The sequence below is a fragment of the Paenibacillus marinisediminis genome (genome assembly GCF_054343325.1).
Genome location: NZ_JBTGUH010000004.1, coordinates 257,913 through 279,716 on the forward strand (window position 1 = coordinate 257,913; position 21,804 = coordinate 279,716).

20 protein-coding genes and 1 riboswitch are annotated in these 21,804 nt (G+C 47.9%); of the genes, 9 read left to right on the top strand and 11 right to left on the bottom strand.

Translation table 11 applies throughout. The features are described 5' to 3' along the window. Positions 1-3: 3 nt before the first annotated feature. Positions 4-171: riboswitch (cyclic di-AMP (ydaO/yuaA leader) on the bottom strand. Positions 172-427: 256 nt separating this feature from the next. Further along, positions 428-2,104: a CPBP family intramembrane glutamic endopeptidase gene (locus tag ACXX53_RS12335; RefSeq protein ID WP_458568950.1), complete on the top strand. Its 1,677-nt coding sequence runs from the start codon at positions 428-430 to the stop codon at positions 2,102-2,104. A 57-nt stretch (positions 2,105-2,161) separates the two neighbouring features. Here the strand turns inward: ACXX53_RS12335 and uvrC are convergent, their stop codons facing one another. Continuing rightward, complete coding sequence (gene uvrC, locus ACXX53_RS12340) at positions 2,162-4,225, bottom strand: excinuclease ABC subunit UvrC (protein ID WP_458569060.1); 2,064 nt, start codon at positions 4,223-4,225, stop codon at positions 2,162-2,164. A gap of 318 nt (positions 4,226-4,543) precedes the next feature. Beyond that, the gene (gene trxA, locus ACXX53_RS12345; protein WP_458568951.1) at positions 4,544-4,864 is read right to left on the bottom strand and encodes a thioredoxin; all 321 of its coding nucleotides are present in this window, start codon (positions 4,862-4,864) and stop codon (positions 4,544-4,546) included. 250 nt (positions 4,865-5,114) lie between these two features. On the opposite strand from trxA, the gene ACXX53_RS12350 reads away from it, so the two are divergent. After that, complete coding sequence (locus tag ACXX53_RS12350; protein ID WP_458568952.1) at positions 5,115-5,267, top strand: YqzM family protein; 153 nt, start codon at positions 5,115-5,117, stop codon at positions 5,265-5,267. A gap of 95 nt (positions 5,268-5,362) precedes the next feature. On the opposite strand, the gene dnaI is transcribed toward ACXX53_RS12350, so the two are convergent. The 5 genes from dnaI to ACXX53_RS12375 all read right to left on the bottom strand — a co-directional run bounded on the left by dnaI (position 5,363) and on the right by ACXX53_RS12375 (position 11,204). Beyond that, a complete protein-coding gene (gene dnaI / locus ACXX53_RS12355) occupies positions 5,363-6,307 on the bottom strand; it encodes a primosomal protein DnaI (protein ID WP_458568953.1) in 945 nt (314 codons plus the stop codon). 58 nt (positions 6,308-6,365) lie between these two features. Continuing rightward, positions 6,366-7,916: a DnaD domain protein gene (locus ACXX53_RS12360; protein WP_458568954.1), complete on the bottom strand. Its 1,551-nt coding sequence runs from the start codon at positions 7,914-7,916 to the stop codon at positions 6,366-6,368. Between the two features lie 123 nt (positions 7,917-8,039). Beyond that, a complete protein-coding gene (locus tag ACXX53_RS12365) occupies positions 8,040-8,585 on the bottom strand; it encodes a flavodoxin family protein (RefSeq protein ID WP_458568955.1) in 546 nt (181 codons plus the stop codon). Positions 8,586-8,744: 159 nt separating this feature from the next. After that, positions 8,745-10,460 (bottom strand): ABC-F family ATP-binding cassette domain-containing protein, encoded by a 1,716-nt coding sequence (locus ACXX53_RS12370; RefSeq protein WP_458568956.1) that lies wholly within the window; start codon positions 10,458-10,460, stop codon positions 8,745-8,747. A 447-nt stretch (positions 10,461-10,907) separates the two neighbouring features. Next, positions 10,908-11,204 carry a YuiB family protein gene (locus ACXX53_RS12375; RefSeq protein WP_458568957.1) on the bottom strand — a complete coding sequence of 99 codons (297 nt, stop codon included), beginning with the start codon at positions 11,202-11,204 and terminating at the stop codon, positions 10,908-10,910. 260 nt (positions 11,205-11,464) lie between these two features. Here ACXX53_RS12375 and hemQ point away from each other — a divergent pair, with 260 nt between their 5' ends. After that, complete coding sequence (hemQ, locus tag ACXX53_RS12380) at positions 11,465-12,214, top strand: hydrogen peroxide-dependent heme synthase (protein WP_458568958.1); 750 nt, start codon at positions 11,465-11,467, stop codon at positions 12,212-12,214. Between the two features lie 103 nt (positions 12,215-12,317). On the opposite strand, the gene ACXX53_RS12385 is transcribed toward hemQ, so the two are convergent. Beyond that, entirely contained in the window at positions 12,318-12,560 is a 243-nt protein-coding gene (locus ACXX53_RS12385; protein ID WP_458568959.1) for a hypothetical protein, read from the bottom strand. A 3-nt stretch (positions 12,561-12,563) separates the two neighbouring features. After that, on the bottom strand, positions 12,564-13,754 hold the full coding sequence (locus ACXX53_RS12390; protein WP_458569061.1) for an NAD(P)/FAD-dependent oxidoreductase: 1,191 nt from the start codon (positions 13,752-13,754) through the stop codon (positions 12,564-12,566). Positions 13,755-14,209: 455 nt separating this feature from the next. Here ACXX53_RS12390 and ACXX53_RS12395 point away from each other — a divergent pair, with 455 nt between their 5' ends. Both ACXX53_RS12395 and ACXX53_RS12400 read left to right on the top strand, forming a co-directional pair. Then, positions 14,210-15,214 carry an NAD(P)/FAD-dependent oxidoreductase gene (locus ACXX53_RS12395; RefSeq protein ID WP_458568960.1) on the top strand — a complete coding sequence of 335 codons (1,005 nt, stop codon included), beginning with the start codon at positions 14,210-14,212 and terminating at the stop codon, positions 15,212-15,214. A gap of 94 nt (positions 15,215-15,308) precedes the next feature. Continuing rightward, positions 15,309-15,593, top strand: a complete 285-nt coding sequence (locus ACXX53_RS12400) for a hypothetical protein (RefSeq protein ID WP_458568961.1) — start codon at positions 15,309-15,311, stop codon at positions 15,591-15,593. A gap of 35 nt (positions 15,594-15,628) precedes the next feature. Here the strand turns inward: ACXX53_RS12400 and sda are convergent, their stop codons facing one another. Both sda and ACXX53_RS12410 read right to left on the bottom strand, forming a co-directional pair. Continuing rightward, the gene (gene sda / locus ACXX53_RS12405; protein WP_458568962.1) at positions 15,629-15,820 is read right to left on the bottom strand and encodes a sporulation histidine kinase inhibitor Sda; all 192 of its coding nucleotides are present in this window, start codon (positions 15,818-15,820) and stop codon (positions 15,629-15,631) included. A gap of 248 nt (positions 15,821-16,068) precedes the next feature. Next, positions 16,069-16,731: a YheC/YheD family protein gene (locus ACXX53_RS12410; protein ID WP_458569062.1), complete on the bottom strand. Its 663-nt coding sequence runs from the start codon at positions 16,729-16,731 to the stop codon at positions 16,069-16,071. A 231-nt stretch (positions 16,732-16,962) separates the two neighbouring features. On the opposite strand from ACXX53_RS12410, the gene ACXX53_RS12415 reads away from it, so the two are divergent. The 4 genes from ACXX53_RS12415 to ACXX53_RS12430 all read left to right on the top strand — a co-directional run bounded on the left by ACXX53_RS12415 (position 16,963) and on the right by ACXX53_RS12430 (position 21,795). Then, positions 16,963-17,169 carry a hypothetical protein gene (locus tag ACXX53_RS12415; RefSeq protein WP_458568963.1) on the top strand — a complete coding sequence of 69 codons (207 nt, stop codon included), beginning with the start codon at positions 16,963-16,965 and terminating at the stop codon, positions 17,167-17,169. A gap of 239 nt (positions 17,170-17,408) precedes the next feature. Beyond that, entirely contained in the window at positions 17,409-18,083 is a 675-nt protein-coding gene (locus tag ACXX53_RS12420) for a response regulator transcription factor (protein ID WP_458568964.1), read from the top strand. Between the two features lie 2 nt (positions 18,084-18,085). Next, a complete protein-coding gene (locus ACXX53_RS12425) occupies positions 18,086-19,468 on the top strand; it encodes a sensor histidine kinase (RefSeq protein WP_458568965.1) in 1,383 nt (460 codons plus the stop codon). A 92-nt stretch (positions 19,469-19,560) separates the two neighbouring features. Beyond that, positions 19,561-21,795 carry an MMPL family transporter gene (locus ACXX53_RS12430; RefSeq protein WP_458568966.1) on the top strand — a complete coding sequence of 745 codons (2,235 nt, stop codon included), beginning with the start codon at positions 19,561-19,563 and terminating at the stop codon, positions 21,793-21,795. Positions 21,796-21,804: the final 9 nt, after the last annotated feature.

The window sequence follows — 21,804 nt, forward strand, 5'->3', positions numbered from 1 at the left end:
CTGGTTTCCTGACGTGCTCGCCTACGAGGTTAGCTGACGGATTCGGGCACGTCAAGTTGCCCTATTCGCAGCGTGTACAGCTTATGCTCTAAGACTGCAACACATTGCGAAATTCACCCCAAATATCGGTTCCCCCGCTTTCGCTTGCGCGAAACTCGGCTCTATACAATTCATAACGAGATGATTATATACGTTTATACGAGCACTTACAAAGTCAATATACTGGCAAATTCATTGGAAATGCCGCCGAATTAGGGACTAAGAGCGTTTACATTAGAATGTTTTCATGCAATGCATCAGTGTCACGCCCATTTTCTTGACGTTGCATTATAATTTCGATAACCTTGTCCTTTTCAAATGAAACATAAGCGGCTATGATCAGATATACAATCATTATAAGACCATTCCACGATAGAGGGGGATTCCCTTGTCTTCTCACTTTGCACAAGCATCCGTTACTGCGCCTTTGCATCAGAGAACTGTCTCAAGACTTGCAATCGTTTGCTCCGTGATCGGGTTTATGATCTTCTTGGCATTTCAAGTCATAGCTCCCATTGCATCTGGCAGTGAAGAAGCACTCGCCAAGCCCCTCACGAAGCAAGAAGCTTTGAACCTCGCATATAAGGTTTATGCAGATGAGGCATTCGCCTCGGGAAGACAGTCCTATAAACCAGTGGAAACAGCCGTCATATATGAGACGAATCAGCTCTTATCCGGCTATGTAAGCAAAGAACAATTGAACGAGAGCTATGAGCCTTGGGACAAGCTGGCTCCGTACGACTACTACCGTGTCTTGATGAGAAGAGGCTATCTGAATGATCTGGAATACACCATCGTAGATCTGCACATGACTAGCGGTAAGCTGGTAGGTTATCAGACCCGAACGACTGACATGCCTTCTAGTTCATCTAACCTTAGCGAGGCTGATAAGGCCGCTCGGACGGATGAAGCTGTTCGCGAGCTCGGGTACACAGATGCCCAAGTACGGCGAATGCCGGTGTCAGCCACGAATCCGAACGAGATCCGATACCTTGTGCCTGCTGCCAAAGTAGGCGATGCCTCGTTGGAGCTAGTTGCCACATGGTCTGGAGACTACATAACCAGCCTTCGACCAGTATGGAATGTACCGATTGCATATGCTTCAGAAATGGTGCACCAGCAGGACTCAGCAGAGAAGATGCTAAACTACGCCTATCAGCTAATGTCACTTATTATGGGGATTGCAGCGGTAGTGTGCGCTGTAATCTATCGACATACGATACATTTCGGTTCCCGGACGATCATACTGCTTGCTGTCATATCCTGCGGATTGTCTATCGTCCACTCGTGGAACGCCCTGCCCAGCTATGTCATGCTGGAACAGAAAGTACCTGTTACAACGGGCGATATAAAGAACGCCTTATATCTGCAGTCCGCAATGGTTGTCGTACAGGGTGGAATAACGTTATACCTGGCCCTGGTCACAGGACGCGCGCTGTGGAGACGCAGCCTCAAAACTAATTTGCTGCCAACATGGAGACATCCCGACTTTGGATCCGCGATAGTGAATGCCTTCTGGAACGGATTATGCTGGGCAGGAATACTGCTCGGCATGCAGACGATTATATTCACCTTGCTGGAGCTTGGAGTCGATGCCTGGAGCTCAACGGATTCGAGCTCTTCTCCATTGAATCTGACTTATATGTACATGTACCCCTTGCTCGCATGGGTGGCCGCGATCTCTGAAGAAGGATTCTACCGTTTATTCGGCGTAGGGCTGCTGAGAAGATGGATCCCAAACACTTGGGTTGCTGCCATCATCCCTACTTTCGTCTGGGCCGCAGGACATGTGATGTATCCTATATACCCTTTCTACTCCAGACCAATAGAATTGATGATTATCGGCTTCGTCTTCGTATGGATCATGGTTCGGTACGGCTTCTGGACAGCCGTCAGCGCCCATCTTATGCTCGATACGCTGCTGATGGTGATGTCCCTTTTCCTGGAGCGCTCCATTCCGGGCATTACATTCGGAATCATATATTTACTGCTGCCAGCTACAGTTGCGTATGGCTTAGCAGCACTGCACAGCAATCGCAAAACGGCCAAATATTCTGTCCCATAAACAATTGAGGCACTAGCTGGACTACTATTCATAAGTATTCCAACAAGTGCCTCTTATTTATTCTTTATCGCCATCGATGCCTTCGATCTCATCATGTTCTGCTTCTGCTGACTGATCCTCATCTCTCAGATGTGATAATATAGTTCGCGCCAACTGCTCACCTATGCTAACTTCACGGAAGTCCTCGATAGAAGCCTCACGAATCTTCTTGAGCGACCCAAAGTGCTTCAGCAGCATCTTGCGCCGCTTCTCGCCGATCCCCGGAATCGCATCCAACGCGGAGACGACCATAGACTTCGCTCGCCGTTCCCTATGGAAAGTGATCGCGAAGCGATGCACTTCCTCCTGAATACGCTGCAGCAGATAGAATTCTTGGCTGTCACGAGGCAGATTGACTTCCTGCGGCGGATCGCCAGCCATAAGCTGCGCGGTCTTATGTTTGACGTCCTTCACAAGGCCGCACACTGGAATCGCCAGCCCCAATTCATTCTCTAGGACGTCTATGGCTACCGCCATCTGTCCCTTGCCGCCATCGACCACAATGATGTCCGGCTTCTCCAGGCCTTCCTTCAATACGCGCTCATACCGTCGACGAATGACTTCGCGCATGGTCTCATAATCATCTGGTCCTTGTACAGTCCGCACTTTATATTTGCGGTACTCCTTCTTCGCGGGCTTGCCATCAATGAATACGACCATAGCGGATACGGGGTCTGAGCCTTGGATGTTCGAGTTGTCGAACGCCTCAATCCGGCGTGCTGAAGCAACTCCAAGCGCTTCTCCAAGCCGTTCAGCCGCACGGGCGGTCCGATCTTCATCGCGCTCGATGAGCTTGAACTTTTCCTCGAGTGTCACTCGCGCATTGTCCATCGCCATCGTGACCATCTGCTTCTTCAAGCCGCGCTTTGGAATCACAACTTTGACCTTCAGCCATTGCTGCAGCGCATCCGCTCCGAAGCGATTCTGCTCATCTTCATGAGCCTCATCCTGAGGATCGGGATGATCTTGACCGTCTTCAGTGCCATGAATGTCGATATGGTCAGAGACCGCTGTTGTTGCTTCGTCCGTTCCTTGCTCCGTCACATCAAGCGGCAGCATAATTTCTTTCGGCAGTGCCGGGTTGTCGCTATAATACTGCGCTACGAAAGACATAAAGTCATCATAAGCGGCGCCATAATAAGGGAACTTGGTAGCGTGCCGCTCGATCATCTTGCCTTGACGCATGTATAGAATCTGAACGCACATCCAGCCCTTATCGACCGCGAAGCCGAATACGTCTCGATCAAGCTGATCCGCTGTATTAATCTTCTGCTTCTCCATGATCGCGTCAATGGCCATCAGCTGATCGCGATATTCCTTCGCGCGCTCAAACTGAAGCTCCTCCGCGGCCTCTTCCATCTTCCGCTGGAGCTCCTTCTTAATCTCCTCATGTCCGCCGCTTAAGAACTTGGCAATCTCCCGCGTCATCGCATCATATTGCTCTGCGGTTACTTCATATTCGCAAGGCGCCAGGCATTGCCCGATATGATAATACAGGCAGACGCGATCGGGCATCGTGCTGCATTTGCGCAGCGGATACAAACGATCGAGCAGCTTCTTCGTCTGCTGCGCAGCGTAAGCATTCGGATATGGTCCAAAATACTTGGCTTTATCCTTCAACACTCGACGCGTAACCTCCAGCCTTGGGTGCTTCTCGTTCGTTATTTTAATATAAGGAAAGCTCTTGTCGTCCTTTAACAGCACATTGTAACGCGGATGATGCTTCTTAATCAGATTGCATTCCAGAATGAGTGCTTCCATGTTGCTCGCTGTTACTATATATTCAAAGTCTCTAATCTCCGAGACAAGCCGTTGTGTCTTGCCATCATGACTTCCTGAGAAGTAGGAACGTACTCGGTTCTTCAGTATCTTAGCTTTCCCCACATAGATAATGGTACCTTCCTGATTCTTCATCAGGTAGCAGCCAGGCAGATCAGGCAGCAACGCTAGCTTATGCCGAATGCGCTCGAGCGCTTCATCTCGTTCTGCAATCTCTTCAGCTGTTGGTTCATGTCCCAGATCCTGCTCCGCTCCATAGCGTTCGTTCCAGCGCGCCTTCCACTTTTCAGACTTCATATTCATGATGGGCGGCTTCTCGATGATCTGAAGATCTTCCGTACTTGGCGGCTTATTATGCTTATCTTTATTCACCGGTCTCCTCCTATCACCGCTTCGGCATTCTATTACGACTGTAAGCTGCCGCTCAGCATTCCGTTCATCTCTTCTATTGTAACCGCAGCACTCCAAAAAGCAAAAGGCTGACAGATCGCTCATTCAGCAAAAATCATGGTTGAGGTATACGGTAATTTCGACTATATGTTCCTATATTGCAAAAGAACCCAACACCTATAGCGGTGCTGGGTTCTTACAATTGCCATAAGGCAAGCTGCATCTTATTGATTATTGATGTTTAGCTACCAAGTTCTTCAATGCATCCTTGGAGTTCAAGCCAACGACCTTATCAACTGGCTGACCATCTTTAAACACGATGATTGTTGGAATGCTCATTACCCCGAAACGGGAAGCGGATTCTGGGTTTTCGTCAACATTGACTTTTGCAATTGTTGCTTGACCTGCAATATCGCTATCCAGTTCATCAAGAATTGGAGCAAGTGCTTTACAAGGTCCACACCACGGAGCCCAGAAATCAACCAATACTACACCTTGTTTGTTGTCCACGTCGGAGCTGAAGGATTGGTCAGTTACGTGTACGATTGCCATGAGAAAGTTCCTCCTTATATTGTAGAGCTAATAATTCTGAGTCAACATGTAAAGTATACCACAACTTCTTGTTTTATGCGTCATCGTTCCTTTAAAATTTGTCTTTGATTTGTCACAGAGTTGCCATACCTAATCTTTACAATTCTATGACAGATTCGTTATACTGAATACGATAATTGGCTAAATTTGCCTGTCCCAACTGGCAAGAAAACATCTGCCACTAGGACATAATGAGATTGGAGGACTAGCTATGGAAGCGAGAACGCTTGACCCTCGTGAGCACGTGAATGAAGAGCCGCGCGACGACTTGGGCGACTTAATGGTCGGCTTCACGGCGATGTTTGTATTCATGACCGTCGTCTTCTTTGGAATGGTGATCGTCAAGTTCATCATGTCCTCATGATTTCTCCGACAAGCCAATACATAAGAAGTCCGATCATTTCCTGAATGGAGATGACCGGACTTCTTTGCGAATAAGGGTTGTATTGTACTGCAACGCTATTCCCGTTTGTTTCTACCCAACACCTCAACGACCTTCACATACGGCTTGATGCGATTCATCAATCGCTCCGCCTTATGTACGTCCTCGCCTTCACGCGTATAGCTAAAATGCTTCAGCAGCGCATCCAGATCGTAATTAGACGTGTAGAACGTCGGCTTGCGATTCATTCGATGATTAAGGATCGAACCCAGCACATGATCGCGTATCCACGGAGTCATATTTTCCGCACCGATATCATCGAACACGAGCAGATCGGCTTCTTTGAGCATATCTAGTGTGTCATGAAGCTTCTTCGGCTCTTGGAACATCGACTTCAGATCCTCAACGAACTCCGGCATATACACGATGACTCCTGTATGCTCTGCTCTAGCAAGCTCATACAGCATATAGCTCATTAAGAACGTCTTGCCGGTACCGAAGCCGCCTACGAGGTACAGTCCCTCCGCTGTCAATCCCTTCTCTTTCACATCTTCTACGTATTGCATAATGGCTGTTACAGCTTGAACCCGTTCATAATCCCGTTTAATGATTTCTTCTGCAGAATATCCCTGCTTCAACGCCATTTCATCCACATGGAAGGAACGAACGCGATTGTATACTGCTTGCTGTCTCTCATGAGTCAACAGCTTCTGACACGGTGCCTTCCGATCATCGATGATGGTAATCCCATTCACGGACTCCGCATTCAGCTTCGTGAAGTGACCCTGGAAGTCGTTCGGACAGCGTTCCAGCCCTGGGCAATTCGCGCAATGATCCTGTTCCTTCACGTATTGATACAGCTTATTGAGATTAAGCTTGAGGTCGCGTTCACTCACCTCTGAATGTTCCGAGCAAAATTGCACGATCAGCGGATGACGCAGCAGTTCAGCCATCTTCTGTTCCGCATCCGCACGTCGCTTATTCAGCGGTAGCTGCTTTAACACATCTCCCAACGATTCCATGGGCTGCACCTCCTTCTTCTATCCTCGCAACTTAATATGTTGTTCTATCGCTTCTACCTTATTTGCTCTTTCGACCAGCGTCAAGACGCCGTGCCAATTCCAACGCTCGATCCAGATCATCCTGCGATAGAGCTGGCTTCTCGCTTGAAGGCTGCGCAATCGGTATGACCGGCTTCTGAGACTTGGCATAACGGCTGTTATTCGTTCGCGGTCTGCCGCCCCTGCCATTAGCAGTTGCGCCGCCTTGTTCACGTTCCTGCTTCTCTGTAGCTACTTGAGCTTGTGTCCGAATATATTGAACGGCTTCCTCATATGTCTTAACCTGCTTGAGCAGCATATTCGATACGATCTGTTCGACAAAATTGCGGTTGAGCCGCTGATTCGAGCCTTGTGCCAGCAGCATCATCAAATAATGAATAAGGACATTGATCACTTCGTCCGACATCTTGTAGTTCAGATCCATCTTCGTAAACATATCCATGAAGGAATCCGGAACCGCTCCTGGGAAGAACTTCTCCAGCATCCTCGTATACGGCGTATTGCGCAGCATCATGTTGTATTGATGAATATCGCATTTGCCCGAGAATTGAGGCGGTACCTCCAGATAGAACTCCATTTGAACGGCTACTTCCGGCGCATCGTCCTTCTTAGCTTCAGTTGTATCCTCATTTTGCAATCTAGTCTGAATCTTCTGCTGTTCCCGCTCTCTCCATTCATCACGGCGCTTATTCTGTCTGAAATGCAGATGCGCGCGGTGCTGAAGCTCGTCCAGCAGAAGCTTGCCGTCCGCAGCATCAAAGACGCCGTCTTCATCAAGAAGGCGGCACAATTCCTGCGGCGTTAGTTCAAATTTATTCGAAACATGGTTCAGGATCGCCATGCCTTCCCTGTCATAACGCAAACGTTCCACGTAAGCTCGATTATAGGAATACTTCGGAAAACGAGTAATGATATCAGAGTAATTCAACGCATTAGCTGAAGCATCGTCCGCTCCCAGCTTCGTGCGCTTGTGTGGAGCGACCTCTTGCAGCGCCTGTTCCAGCTCATAATCAATAACTTGCGTATTCAGCCTGAACAATTCATAGAACGGCACCGAGATGTTCTCTCGATTGACGGAGTCCGTATCATACGGCACAGGCTCCTTCGTCATAAATTGCTCGCGCAGCTCCAGCACGACATATTTGCCCACTTTATCTCTCAGCAGCAGCGTTAAGTGCTGCGTATCGAAGAACTCACTCGGCTTAAGCGGCGCTTGGATCTCATATTCGAACATGTAATCGTCCGTCTCAGGCTGCATGATTCGCGAGGTCTGCAGGAGACCTACCGCCTCCAGCTTAGACGTCTGCTCGATAAAGTAGGTTCGTCCCTTCTCGCTCGGTTCTAGGCCGAGCAGCAAGAACAGCTTGCGCTGTGAATCCATACCTGAGAAGCCTACAACATCAGAAGATATATGCTGATAGAGAAGGCGGTACAAACCAATCGCGAATGCCCCAACCATCGGTTGGTAGACATGGGAGAGCATCTTCTGATCCAGCTCGCTCATGCAGAAATCCCGATATACGGTGTAACGATGATGCTCCGTAAAATAAAACAAATTCGACATCCGCACCAGCTTGTCGACTCCCCTTTCAATTCATAGTATAGTGCACCTATTGTAACATAAAGAGGGCATATTCGTCCGACAAAATGGTGGTAAACCGTCGAATATGCCCTAATGCTGTCAGCTTATCATTTAAGTATTGTACAATCGCCGAAGCTCCTCGTTCAACGATTTAACCTCAGCTATCGTCTGACTATCTGTCAATATATCATCCGGCCTTGTGCCGCGACCGATGATCCATCCTTCGAAGCTCATGCCCATGAAGTCAAAGATGTGGCGGAACTGCTGAATGAGCGCAAGACCCGTCATCTTAGCCTTCGGTCCGCCTACAACGACGACATAGGCCTTCTTGCCTCTCATCCGCTCCTTGAACTGCATCGATTCAACTCGCAAATATTGGGTCCAATAATCAATAAACAGCTTCATATGGCTGGACATTCCATACCAATACAACGGTGTTGCGAATACAATCGTGTCATGCTCCATCATCGCAAGCATTAGCTTGGACAAATCATCTTCCACTTGTGGAAACCCGTTAGGATCGTGACGCTTGTCTATGAACGGCTCCATATGATATTCACGCAGGCGAATTGTTTCCTTGTCTATGCCTTCGAGCAGAAGCTCTGTCAACTTCTCTGTGTTGCCGCCATCTCGGGCGCTTCCTTGTATAACAAACATGCCGTAACTCCTCCTAAGCCTCTAGCCAACTTCCGCTTTCTAGACTAACCCTTTTAACATTCCTGAGACTTCGAGTGAATATACAGTTGTCATGTTTCATACACGTTCCACAATTGTGATTTAGTGTTGCCTTGAATTGATTATATTATTGGCGAGTGCTTAGCCGAATCGTTCTGCCCTCTCCTTGGCCATCGAACGGAATTGAAGCTCCAGCTCTTCCTTCTGCTCATCTGACATGCCGGGCTGGGACAGCTTAGCCAATAGCGCGGTCCAAGCCAGCTCGAAGCTAAGCCGATCGATATCGCTGATCGGCGATGCCGCCTGAGCTTGATCTCGCTCGGCGCTGCCCTTCTGTAGCGGGGCTTCGGTATCGATTGAACCGAACACCGCCTTCGCGCCGCTCATATCTAGGCGGTGCGTCGCGATCTTCTCGACAAACACACGGTCATGCGATACGAACAAGAGCGTGCCTGGATAATCAAGCAGCAGCTCCTCCAGCCGTTCGCGAGCATGAATATCGAGGTAGTTGGTCGGCTCGTCTAGGACGAGCACATTCGCTTCGCTTAGCAGCAAGCGTATGAGGAGCACCTTTACTCGTTCTCCGCCGCTCAGCAGACTCACTTGCTTGAGGGCCATGTCCCCAGCCAAGTTCAAGCGCGCCAAGGCGGTGCGGATCAGGTGCTCCGGATATTTGCTCGCCAGCTTCACGTTCTCGACTGCGCTTCGCTCAGGCACAAGCTCCTGCAGCTGCTGATCGTAGTACCCGAGCCGCGCCCGCGGCGCGGCCTTCGCGCTGCCATTGACCTCGATGCCCGCTTCACCCGGCCATACCGCGGACACGGCTCCGCCCTCCGCGATAGAACGTGCGGCGGCATCCAGCAGCACGCGCAGCAGCGTCGACTTGCCGCAGCCGTTCGGGCCCGTCACCGCCACACGCATGCCTGGGCGCAGGCGGAAGGACGTCGGCTCGGTCAACGACTTGCCGCCGCTCACGGCCATGCCGAGCGCTTCGCATTCCAGCAGAACCTTGCTCCGCACCTGCTCATGGAGCGCGACGTCGAAACGAACGACTGGCTCCTCATAAGGCCGCTCCAGCTTCGGCAGCTGCTCTATGCGGGACTGAATCGAGCCCGCTACGCGATCCATCTTTGCCTGCTTGTGGCTGAAGTGAGGCTTAGCGATCCGAATCTCCTTGCTGTTCAGTGACTTCGTGTTCGGCTTCTTCATCATGCCACGCGCCTGCTCACGCTTATCCACAAGCGTCTCCGTCAAGCGCTGCCGTTCCTCCTCCACTTGCTCGTAGGCACGGCTTCGTTCCTTGAACAAGCGCTCCTTCTCCTCCTGATACGCTCGGTATGCGCCGGGACGCGTCGCTGAGTATACCTTCAGCTTACCATTTTCCACTTCCCATATCTTCGTACACAATTGATCCAGCGTCGCGCGGTCATGCGAGATGATGAGCACCAGTCCGCGATGCTTCAGCACAAGGCGCTCCAATTCTTCCATACCCTCAATATCCAAATGGCTCGTCGGCTCATCCAGCATCAGAATATCTGGACTGCTTCTCAGCGCTTCGTGAAGCTTATGCTTCGTCCATTCTCCTCCACTTAGATTGGTCAGTGAGTGGTCATGCAGCTCCGAACGGTCATCCCATTGCTTCACCAGCACTGAGCTTCCATTCAATAGCACTTCTCCGCGCTCGGATTCCGCTGTTCCCGCCAGCACATGCAGCAGTGATGATTTACCCGCTCCATTCATTCCAACAATGCCGATGCATTCTCCTTCATAACAAGTCATTGTCTCTGGTATATCCACGATCAGCCGATCAGCATGGCTTATACGCAGTTGTCTCATTTCAAGCATCCATCTAGACATAAAAAAACCTCCCCGGGTCATCAAGTCCCAGAGAGGATTGTCTGTTGTTCCAACTTACACATATGTACTCATGTGCAAACATCCAAGCCCTGCCGTCATCAGCAGCGATCATTCGCTAACTAAGACATAACCGTAGCGAACTATATGATCTCGTCATACAACATATGAAGATCATACGTTACTGCCAGCATGATAATTGGTTCAGGACTGCACTTAGCGCATATCTGAAAATAGACAGACTAATCCTCTCTTAACGTTCACATCATTTACATGGCGCGTATTATACGCGTTCTGTTGTGTCGTCATCGATTGGATTAATTGCGCATCGGCAGAGTACCTTGCCTTTCATCAGAATGGTGGATGTTTCAACATTAGTATATGCTACACTGTGCTTATTGGTCAAATTCTCAACGTAACATTCTTACACTTGCCTTTCATCGAATCTTTTTAGAACATCTTGAACCCGCGCTTGCGCAAAGTGTTAATCGTCATTCCGCTAACTAGCGCTCCTATCAAGCCCGCTAGTCCTGTCAAATAATCAAACAAACCATAACCGAGCAGATTCTCAGCTAATGACTCAGCACTATCCCACATCATGTATACCGTTAACGGAATAAAGACGACTACAAAGAGTCCGACTGGAAACCAGGTCGTTTTCATGAGCATGTTTAAGATAAAGCCAATGCCGAACATCATAACGAAAAATAGCAGCATTAATATAAACGCCATAATTAAGCCTTCCATAACAACCTGTCCCCTTCCCACGTCTAACGCCCCGCTTGCTGCGGACTTCATGAATCACGTTGATCTTAATCATCATTGATCATACATAATTCTCATATTTTACCTGTAATAATATTCTAAGTTTACTTGCCGCCTATGGAAAAATCAACGAACATTCAGTGACATTTCTCATACCGAGTTGCTCCACACTCTAATAATAGGCTACAATGTGGACATTGAACATCGATCAAAATTATCGTGATAACTGGAGGCTCACCTTTATGAATGAAGCGGCTTTAACCCTCGAAGGATGGTATGCCCTGCATGATTTCCGCTCCATAAACTGGGCAATGTGGAATAAGGCTGATAACGAAGAACGCGCTCATGCACTCGATGAGCTCCATTCGCTGTGGGAATCGTGGAGTCAAAAAGAACAAGATAATCAAGGTTCAACCGCTGTTTACTCGATCCTTGGACAGAAAGCAGATTTCGTTATGTTCCATCTCCGCGAAAGTCTTGAGGAATTGAACATGCTCGAGAACGAATTCAATAAATCATTATTCGCTAAATATACTATACCGACATACTCCTATGTCAGCGTCGTGGAGCTGAGCAATTACTTGGCTAAGCCTGGCTCGGATGCTGATCCTATGCAGATTCCAGAAGTAGTTGCCCGCCTGAAGCCGATACTGCCTAAGACGAAGCATATCTGCTTCTATCCGATGAATAAGAAACGTGACCTGCAGGATAACTGGTATATGCTGTCCATGGAGGAACGCCGCGAGATGATGCGCAGTCACGGCATGATCGGACGAGGCTACGCCGGCAAAGTTAAGCAGATCATTACCGGTTCCGTAGGCTTTGACGATTGGGAATGGGGCGTAACGCTGTTCAGTGATGATCCACTGCAATTCAAAAAGCTTGTTTATGAGATGCGTTTCGATGAAGTAAGCGCACGTTTTGGAGAATTCGGTTCCTTCTTTGTAGGCAATCGCTTAACTCCTAGTGAAATTGCTGTAATGCTCAAATAATAGCTGTTTCTGTATTCAAGCTCCCGCATACCTCAACTGGATTCGGAAGCTCATATACAATAAGCCGGCTTAGCACTGTTAGTGCCAAGCCGGCTTATTTATTTTAATCCTCGTCCTCTTGTAAGGAAGCCAAGTATTCAGCAGTCATTCGATCTCGTTCACGACCCTTATCCTTTAAGCGTTCAATTGCAGGCTGAATAAGGATATCAACTTCCTTCTGAACCGTATATGATAAATCATATCGATTCTGCGACTCTAAATAAGATCCAACTTCCATTAATGCGTTGTATCGATCAAGCTCGTCTCGCGTCAACAAACCTCTTACCTGTACACTGCAGTGCCTCATAGCTTACAAGATCTTGCCTTTCCGAAGAGCTAATGGTACCCCGCCAATAATGAACAGCCAACGCACGTCGATTACCTTTTTCAATTGAGCGGCCCAGAAGCCTTTCAGCTTCTTCTTGCCGACAACCCCGATAGCTTCACCCTTACCAAGAGACGCGACTGTACCTTTATTCTGGAAGGTAAATTTCTTCAAAGGTTGATTGCGAATCGTTGCAACGATATTGCTTGCGGCAATAGGACCTTGCTGCATCGCCATTTGCGCGGTCGGCGGGAACGGGCGCTCATTCTCTGGATTAATCATCAGGGAGTTGTCTCCGATGATGTACACATTGTCATGTCCAGGAGCACGTAAGAACTCATCTACCTTCACACGCGAGCGCATCGCTTCTATGCCCGCCTGATCGATCAGACGACTTCCGCGAACACCGCCGGTCCAGATAACGGTACCAGCCTTAACGAACTCCTCCGGAAGCTGAACACCTTCTGGTGTGCATTCCTTGATGGCAGTGCCAATCTTGAACGTAACACCTTTCTTCTTCAGCACGTTCATCGCATACTCCACCAGCTCAGGATCAAAGCCTGGAAGCGCAGTCGGCGCTGCTTCTACATTATAAATCTTTACAAGCGATGGATCGATGCCGTGCGTACGACACAGTTCAGGAATACGATCGGACAATTCGCCGACAAACTCGATACCTGTGAAGCCTGCACCGCCTACCACGAACGTGAGATACTCCGGTCGAGCATCTTGCTTGTACAGCGTAAACTGGTTCTCGATATGCTCACGAATCATTTTTACCGAATTGATGCTGCGAATGCTAAGTGAGTTCTCAACCATCCCTGGAACACCAAAGGTTTCGGTTTCACCGCCTACAGCAATGATCAGATAATCAAAGGATAGCGTTCCATCTTCGAGAATGACTTTCTTATCCTGGAGACGAATTTCTTTGACCGTTGACTTCACGAAATCGATCTTGAATTCATCGATAAGTTTAGAAATTGAAACGTGTGCATTTTCTACAGCGTCCGTTCCTGCTGCAGGCATGTGCAAGTGGGTAGTAAAATAGTGGTATTCATGCTTATTGACCAGTGTTACATCCGCTTCATTATAATTAAGCTCTTTCTGTAGGCGCTGTGCTGCCATAATACCGCCGTAACCGGCACCTAAGATGACGATTTTCGGGATGTTGCTCATGTCGCATTCTACTCCTTCCACATCTGTGTCCATATCTGTTATATGATCTGCCGTCATCGATAATCCGAACATTCGATGACAGTTGTTGACAAATATCTGACAATCAACCTATATTTAACTGCAATCATAGCTATTTCATATGTAAAATACAAGCTAAATTTTGCACACATAACCAAACTGTGTGATTAATCCGAATTCTTTTATGCATTCCTCCAAATATTAGAAACCTACTACTTTTTCCAATCTAGAGATTGCATAATTCCCCCTTTGTATCATGTCTCTTTCTTATGTTGTATAGTCTAAATTTGTACTACAAATGAAATTTCCGCAAATATTTGGATATTCTGATCATATCCAATATTTCCTTTTGATTCTCGTAACGTTTATAATGGTAATTGTGCTAAAGTATCCTCGTTATGATACTTTATTCACAACACCATATGGAGGTGCTTCGCATGTCTACTACAACCGAGACACAACAAAACGTTGTTGATATTTTGATTATTGGCGGCGGACCAGCCGGTATGTTTGCTGCCTTTTACGGCGGAATGCGTCAAGCATCTGTACGGTTAATCGAAAGTATGCCGCAGCTTGGCGGACAGTTATCTGCGTTATATCCCGAGAAGCATATATATGACGTAGCTGGATTCCCTAAAGTTACCGCTCAGGAGCTCGTTAACAACTTGTCTCGTCAGATGGAATTGTTCCAATCCGAAATTCATCTTGAAGAGAAAGTACTTAATGTCAAGAAATTGGATGAGCGTCTGTTTGAAGTGACAACAGATAAGGGAGTTCACCATTCTCGAGCCGTTATCATTACAGCTGGGGTTGGTGCTTTCGAACCACGTCGTCTAGAAACTCCAGGAGCAGCGAAGTTTGAGAAGGCGAACCTACATTATTTCATCAATGATCTGCAGCAGTTCAAAGGCCAGAAGGTACTCATTACCGGAGGCGGCGATTCTGCTGTTGACTGGGCGCTTATGCTTGAACCGATCGCTGAGCAAGTTACGCTTATACATCGTCGTGACAAATTCCGGGCTCATGAGCACAGCGTTGAGCTGTTGATGAATTCGAAGGTACAAGTTATTACACCAACTGAAATCACACAGCTGCACGGCGAAGATCGCATTAACCGTGTAACGATTACAGATGTGAAGACTTCGGAAACCCGTGATATCGAGATCGATGCACTCATCGTTAATTTCGGATTCGTGTCATCTCTTGGACCGATTGCAGAGTGGGGCTTGAATATTGAAGGTAATTCGATCGTGGTGGATCCCCGTATGGAAACGAATATTCCAGGAATCTTCGCAGCTGGAGATGTTACCACCTATCCAGGCAAGGTAAAGCTGATCGCTGTCGGGTTCGGTGAGGCTCCTACGGCTATCAACAACGCCAAAGTCTACATTGATCCAAATGCAAGACTGTCTCCAGGACATAGCAGCAACATGAAGATGTAGCTTTTGTGTCTATATAGTTGTGCTCAGAATAAAATAAATTACATTAATAAGGGTACCCTACTCCATATCATCTATGTACTGGAGGAGGGTACCCTTGTTTCATGTTTGTCCACTCTGCAACGGCATGATCAATCCGGACTTCACATGCCCAAACTGCTCGAACCCCGCCATTGACTGTGGTAAACGGAATGATTATGCTGGTCCTTATGCTCCATATGAAGAAAACAAGGACATGTCGAACGAACTATATACCGACATTCATCCTACATCTATGGAGATCGTTCATTCTGAAGAAGAACATTGCCTGCATATATTGTATTGCGAACAATGCGGCACCATCATCTGGATTGATGGCTGCAGTTCTTCGATTATAGGCTGATATTTCGCGTGAATGGCAGATTCCTGTCGAAATGCTCAAGCCATATGTCGCTGATTCGTATCGGTTGAACGAAGGCGGCGTCTCTTCATTTCCACAAGGAGCATGGCAATAAAATCTTCGTCCAAATTGAGCTGAACGGCTTGATGATACGATTCTGTCAGCAACTCGTCGGAAAGCAACGCCATCTTAATCACAACCTTTACTTTATTTTCCTTATTTTTATCCATCTTATCATGATGAAAACAAATAGAACACCCAACCCTTATCCACACCATATTGTGGGTAATATGTGTATATATTGTTGGCAAGTGTCGATTTTCTTGATTTATCGCTTGGGATAATGTGGATACATTTATCCACAGCGCGCTGAGCCCTCTCTTCAATAAGTAACTTTAATCGATGAGACTATAACTATAACAGGAATCTATCATACCTAAGCGATAGAGAGATAGATTTGTCGCTGCTAACTTATGACCTATTGAGGTCTCGTATTCACTTCAAATATCCAGATCCTGCCGCTCCCATCCAGTCCATAATCAAAGCCCAGTTGTCCTATACCAGGATATTTCGCTTCCAGAATGGACGTGCATATGCGAGCTACACGCCGCATTTCACCCATCTTCGCTCCGATATTGCTCCCAGACAACGATGAGCGAAGCCCATATCTCGCTTTCACCATCGTGCCGCCGCGGCACAGGTTCGTTACGAACAGTCCTCTTCTCGCAATTCGCCCAACCAACGCTCGAAATGCCCAACGTCCGTTCACCTTCACGATCTTAACACGGTAATCAATCGGACGACCGTCGATGGTTGCTAATCGAATGCCACGCTGGATCAGATAGGATCTCTTCTTCTTGACCGTTATCAATGATCGAACCATACCATCAAAGCCGTCGAATGAACGTGTCTTCGTCATATAAGTATACTGATACCGAGAACCATCCTTCGCTACTTTAATAACACCAGCCCCGCCGCCGCCTACTACCGGCTTAATGACCACGAAATCATATAGATTCAGCATCTGATGCAGATTCGATGTGTTAAACATCCGTGTCGCGGGAACGTAGCTTGCAACACGTCTATCTGACAATAGGGCCTCTGTCTTCAGCCATTTACTGGCTAGCTGTCTGCCATCCACGCGTTCATCCCCTTTCGCCAATCTACTTTATACATACTCGCCTCAACTTCCATATTCTTGTATGATTGTCCAAGGCAAACGCCCTAAATTTCGTTATTCATTGCCTCTATATACTTCATACGCCTCCAAATTTTCACATTATACAACTTTCATTTCCAACATAAGGATGGTATCTTAGACGTTGAAGCTAATAGGGTACATGGAGATGGGGAGTCGTTAAGGGGGAGCAGTATGGATATTGCAGCCGTATATGAAGTATTGTATTGGATTGCCATCGTTGCGATGGCATTGATTCTCGTATTGGTGAATGGAGCTATCTTAGTCTTAAGCTTCCGCTTTATGAAGCAGCGCCGACCGCTGTTGGGAGCAGGGGCCTTCCTATTTTCCGCATTTTGCTTTTATCTCATCGTGATTATGTTGAATAAGACATTTTTGTAATGCACCACAGCCTTGAGTTGCCGTACCAACGGAGGACTCGAGGTTTTTTTATTGAAGCTTTTTTTATATACTATTGTTGATTTCTCGACAACACGCTGATAGCTGATCAATGAAGATGTATGCGACATCGCAGCCTTTATTGAATTATCCAGAATTATCATTTGAGAAATGTGAGAAATCGTTCATACTAAGTAACAAGCAGTAACTCAGATAGACAGCAAGGAGGCTTTTTATATAATATGAAAATTCGTGTTCTCATTGTCGATGATGATCAAAACATCTTGTCCCTGCTTCGACTCGTGCTAGAATCCGAGCAATATGACGTCACGCAGGCCACCGACGGCTTAGCTGCATCTGCTTTATTAGAAGAGCAAACGTTTCATATCGCCATCGTTGACGTAATGATGCCGGGCAAGAACGGCCATCAGCTGTGCGCCGAGATCCGCGAGCATTATGATATTCCGGTTATACTGCTTACCGCACTAGGTGAAATAGAAGATAAGGAAGCTGGCTATGCGGCAGGTACAGATGATTATCTCGTGAAGCCATTTGAACCTAAAGAGCTGTTGTTCCGCATGAAGGCCTTGTTGCGACGTTATCAGCTCGTGTCCGATATGTACATCCATTTTCCGCATACGGTTATCGATCGGGCTGGCTACACGGTTACGATAGATGGGCAACTTCAGCTGCTGCCTCGCAAGGAATTCGAGCTGCTCGTGCAGCTGGCAAGCTTTCCAGGCCGCATCTTTACACGAGATCAACTGCTCGATTGGGTGTGGGGAACAGATTTCGAAGGAGACAACCGCACGATTGATGTTCATATTAAACGTTTGCGAGAGCGGCTCCATCCTTTGACTGATGACTTTCGCATCGTCACGATACGTGGACTTGGTTATAAGCTGGAGGCGGTATAACGATGAAGTCTCTATACTCACGCATTGTGCTCTTTTCCGTCTTCATCGTATGCATCAGCTTCATTCTCGGTCTATTCATTTCTAATATCGTATATAATCGAGGCATCAAGGCTGAATACGAGCAGAAGATGGAGGTCGTCGGCTCTTCTATTGAAGGACTTTCTCCAATGGTTGATCAGAAAGATGAGCTGCTAGAACCCTTTCTGACCCATGTGTCAGGGCTTGGCTATCAGATCTATCTGGTGGATGATTCAGGCAATGGACATATGTTCGGTCGCGCCTTCAAGACTATGGATCTGCAGCCAGAGCAAGTAGAAGCTGTGCTGTCCGGCCAACGATACAAAGGCCTAGCGAGTCAGCCATCCAGCTGGCTCGTACCGACGCTGTTCGAGAATCGCCTATCTATGTCAGAGGGGTTTCCATTTGTTTGGAACGGCACTACCTACGCTTTATTCGTTCGTCCCGATATGGTACAGCAGTTAAATGAAGTTCGCATCATGCTTGCGGTTCTGTTCACAGCCACCTTCTTGATCAGCTTGGTGTTGATTGCGATTAAGACTCGCTACATCGTAAGACCATTAAAGCGGTTGACGATCGCAACCGATAATCTAGAGAAGGGGCAGTACGAAGTCTGTCTGGATACCTCTCGCGGTGATGAGATCGGAGAGCTGGCGCGGCGCTTTACGCGAATGACTCATACGCTCAAGCAAGTAGATAAGATGCGCAAGCAGTTTGTCGCGAATGTGTCGCACGAGATTCAGTCGCCATTGACGACGATACACGGCCTTGCCGAACAGCTGCGCGATCGTCCGCTTCCTCCGGAGCAGGAGAAGAAGTACTTGCACATCATAGCAGAAGAAAGCGACCGTTTGTCCGCTCTCAGCCGCCAATTGCTCACATTAGCCGCATTGGAGCGAGGAACTGAAACGTTGAAACGCAATTCATTCCGGGTAGACGAACAGCTTCGCGAGGTGCTCATTCGTATGGAAACCGAGTGGTCCGCGAAGGAGATTGAGCTTGATATCGAGCTATCTGAGTCCGTCATTGAAGGCGATGCCGGCCTTCTCTATCAGGTATGGAACAATCTGATCGGCAATGCGATCAAATTCACGGCATCCGGAGGTCGAATTCATGTATCATGCAAGAGAATCGAGTTCGGAGGCGTAACGGTCAAGATTGCGGATAACGGACCTGGTATACCTGAGGATGACATTCCGTTCATATTCGACCGTTTTTACAAATCTGATAGCGGCGCAGGTCGCAACCCAAACGGAACCGGTCTTGGCTTATCGATTGCCAAGCGTATCGTTGAGCTGCATGAAGGCGATATCCACGTGAACAGCTCAGTTGGCAAAGGAACAGAATTTACCGTCAAGCTTCCATAGTTTCCAAAGCTATGTAATGCTTTGTTCATATTGTGTTCATCTTAATGAACTACACTTCAGATATTCCAATATGTCAGGAGTGTAGCGTTACCATGAAATTCTTGAATTCAATCGCTAACATGGCAGCATCACGCAAGCGGGCATGGACAGTTATAGCCGCATGGCTAGTCGTTGTCATCCTGCTGAGCGTGCTGGCTCCTGCTTCTAAGCCATACGCAGTAACGACTGGAGAAGGATCGGCATTCAATCCCGCGCTAGCTGAGCAAGCGCAAGATTTGAAGCGAGCCGCCTATCCTAATGAGGAAGGCACTGCCGCTCTTTATGTGTTCCATCGCGAAGGCGGACTGACGGAACAGGATCTGGCAGGCATTACAAAATGGAGCGAATGGCTGGCATCTGATAAACGACCTTCGCAAGTCGTTTCATCCGTGCCTTATCACCTTCTGCCGACGCAAGCGCAGGAAAGTATGCTGTCCGAAGACCATTCCACGCTAATCTTCAGTCTTAGCCTCACTAAAGGTCTAGATACGAAGGTAATGGGCGGAGTATTAGACAGCATCAAGGATGAAGCAGTCAATCTCGTACCATCAGGACTCGAGCTTAATGTAACTGGTCCAGCTGGAATCGCAGCGGATACTTCGCGACTGTTCGCGAACGCGGACTTTGTGTTGATGGCTGCGACTGTTGTACTCATACTCGTAATGCTTATTATTATCTATCGATCGCCGCTGTTGGCTATCCTGCCGTTATTGATCGCAGGACTTGTTTATCAGGCGGTAGATCGCACCATCGGCTTGCTGGGAGAGCAAGGCTTCATGACGATTGACCGTTCGGCGATGTCGATCATGCTTGTCCTGCTGTTCGCAGTACTAACTGATTACTCTTTGTTCATATTTTCACGCTTCCGTGAAGAGCTTCGCCATCACGAGTCACCGTTCCAAGCGATGCAAGCCGCCGTTCGCGGTGTTGCAGAAGCAATCATGTTCAGCGGCGGTACTGTACTATTCGCGATGCTGGCGTTATTCGGCGCTGTGTTCAAACCTTACCATTCGTTTGCCAGTGTATTCTCAATCGCGATCGTTTGGATGCTGCTCGCTGGGCTCACCTTAATCCCAGCTGTATTTGCGGTGGCAGGCCGAGTAAGCTTCTGGCCGTTCAAAGCGCGAGTTCGCTTCGTACCCGAGAGCGATCGTACGAAAGGCCTCGCTGAGAGTCATGGAATCTGGACGAAGCTAAGCCATTTCATCGGGAAACGGCCGCGTACTTTGTCCGCAATCCTGCTGATTATACTAACGGTATTCACCGTAAGCAGCTTCCAGATTCAATATTCCTATAATCTGCTCCATTCCTTCCCGGATACGATGAGCGCTCGACAAGGCTTCGATCAGCTAGCTGAATCGTTTCCTCCCGGACAGCTGGCTCCTGTTACTGTGCTGCTGGAGACGACAGCTGATAAGAAAGGGAAGGACGAGAAGCAGCTCTTGAAGCTTGAAGAGCAGATTAACAAATGGGATCAAGTTGAGAGCTTCACTTGGAAACGAACCAATGGCAAGCCAGCCGACCGCAAGCTAGCTTGGTCTGAAGATCAGCCTGTACTTGCAGGAGAACTTGTTCTGGCCAATGACCCATACAGCGTCGAATCGATATCAGCTTTGACAAAGTGGCGAGACAACGCGACCAGCATCATTCAAGGCGCTGGCTTGTCCGTGAATGACTACAGTCTACACTTCGCAGGTCAAACTGCTGAGCAAGCTGATGTGAAACAAATGAATGCCCGCGATACGATCTATCTGTTCGCAATTATTACAGCTGCATTGCTTGTTATGCTAACTGTACTGACTCGCTCGATCTGGACATCCATCATGATGACAGGTACGATGCTCTTGTCCTTCGGCACAACGCTTGGAGTTGGCTGGCTCTTCTTCCATTATGTACTCGGACTTGATGCCATCAGTTATCGACTGCCGGTCTACACCTTCTTATTCATGGTCGCACTCGGCGTCGACTACAGTATCATGATGGTCACTCGTATTCGTGAAGAAGCTCGCGTATATCCATGGCGAGAAGCTGTTGAGCACGGTGTTGCGAAGACAGGCGGCGTTATCTCATCAGCTGGTATCATCTTGGCCGCAACTTTCGGTGTATTAATCACACAGCCATTGCAGGAGCTTATGCTGTTTGGCGGAATGATGGTATTCGGCATCCTGCTCGATACATTCGTCATTCGGGGTATACTGCTCCCTTCCTTATTCATTGGTTACGACAAGCTGTTCCGTCCATCACCAAGACGCAAAGCAGCATCTAAAGCATCAACTACTACACTTTAGGAGGGCACT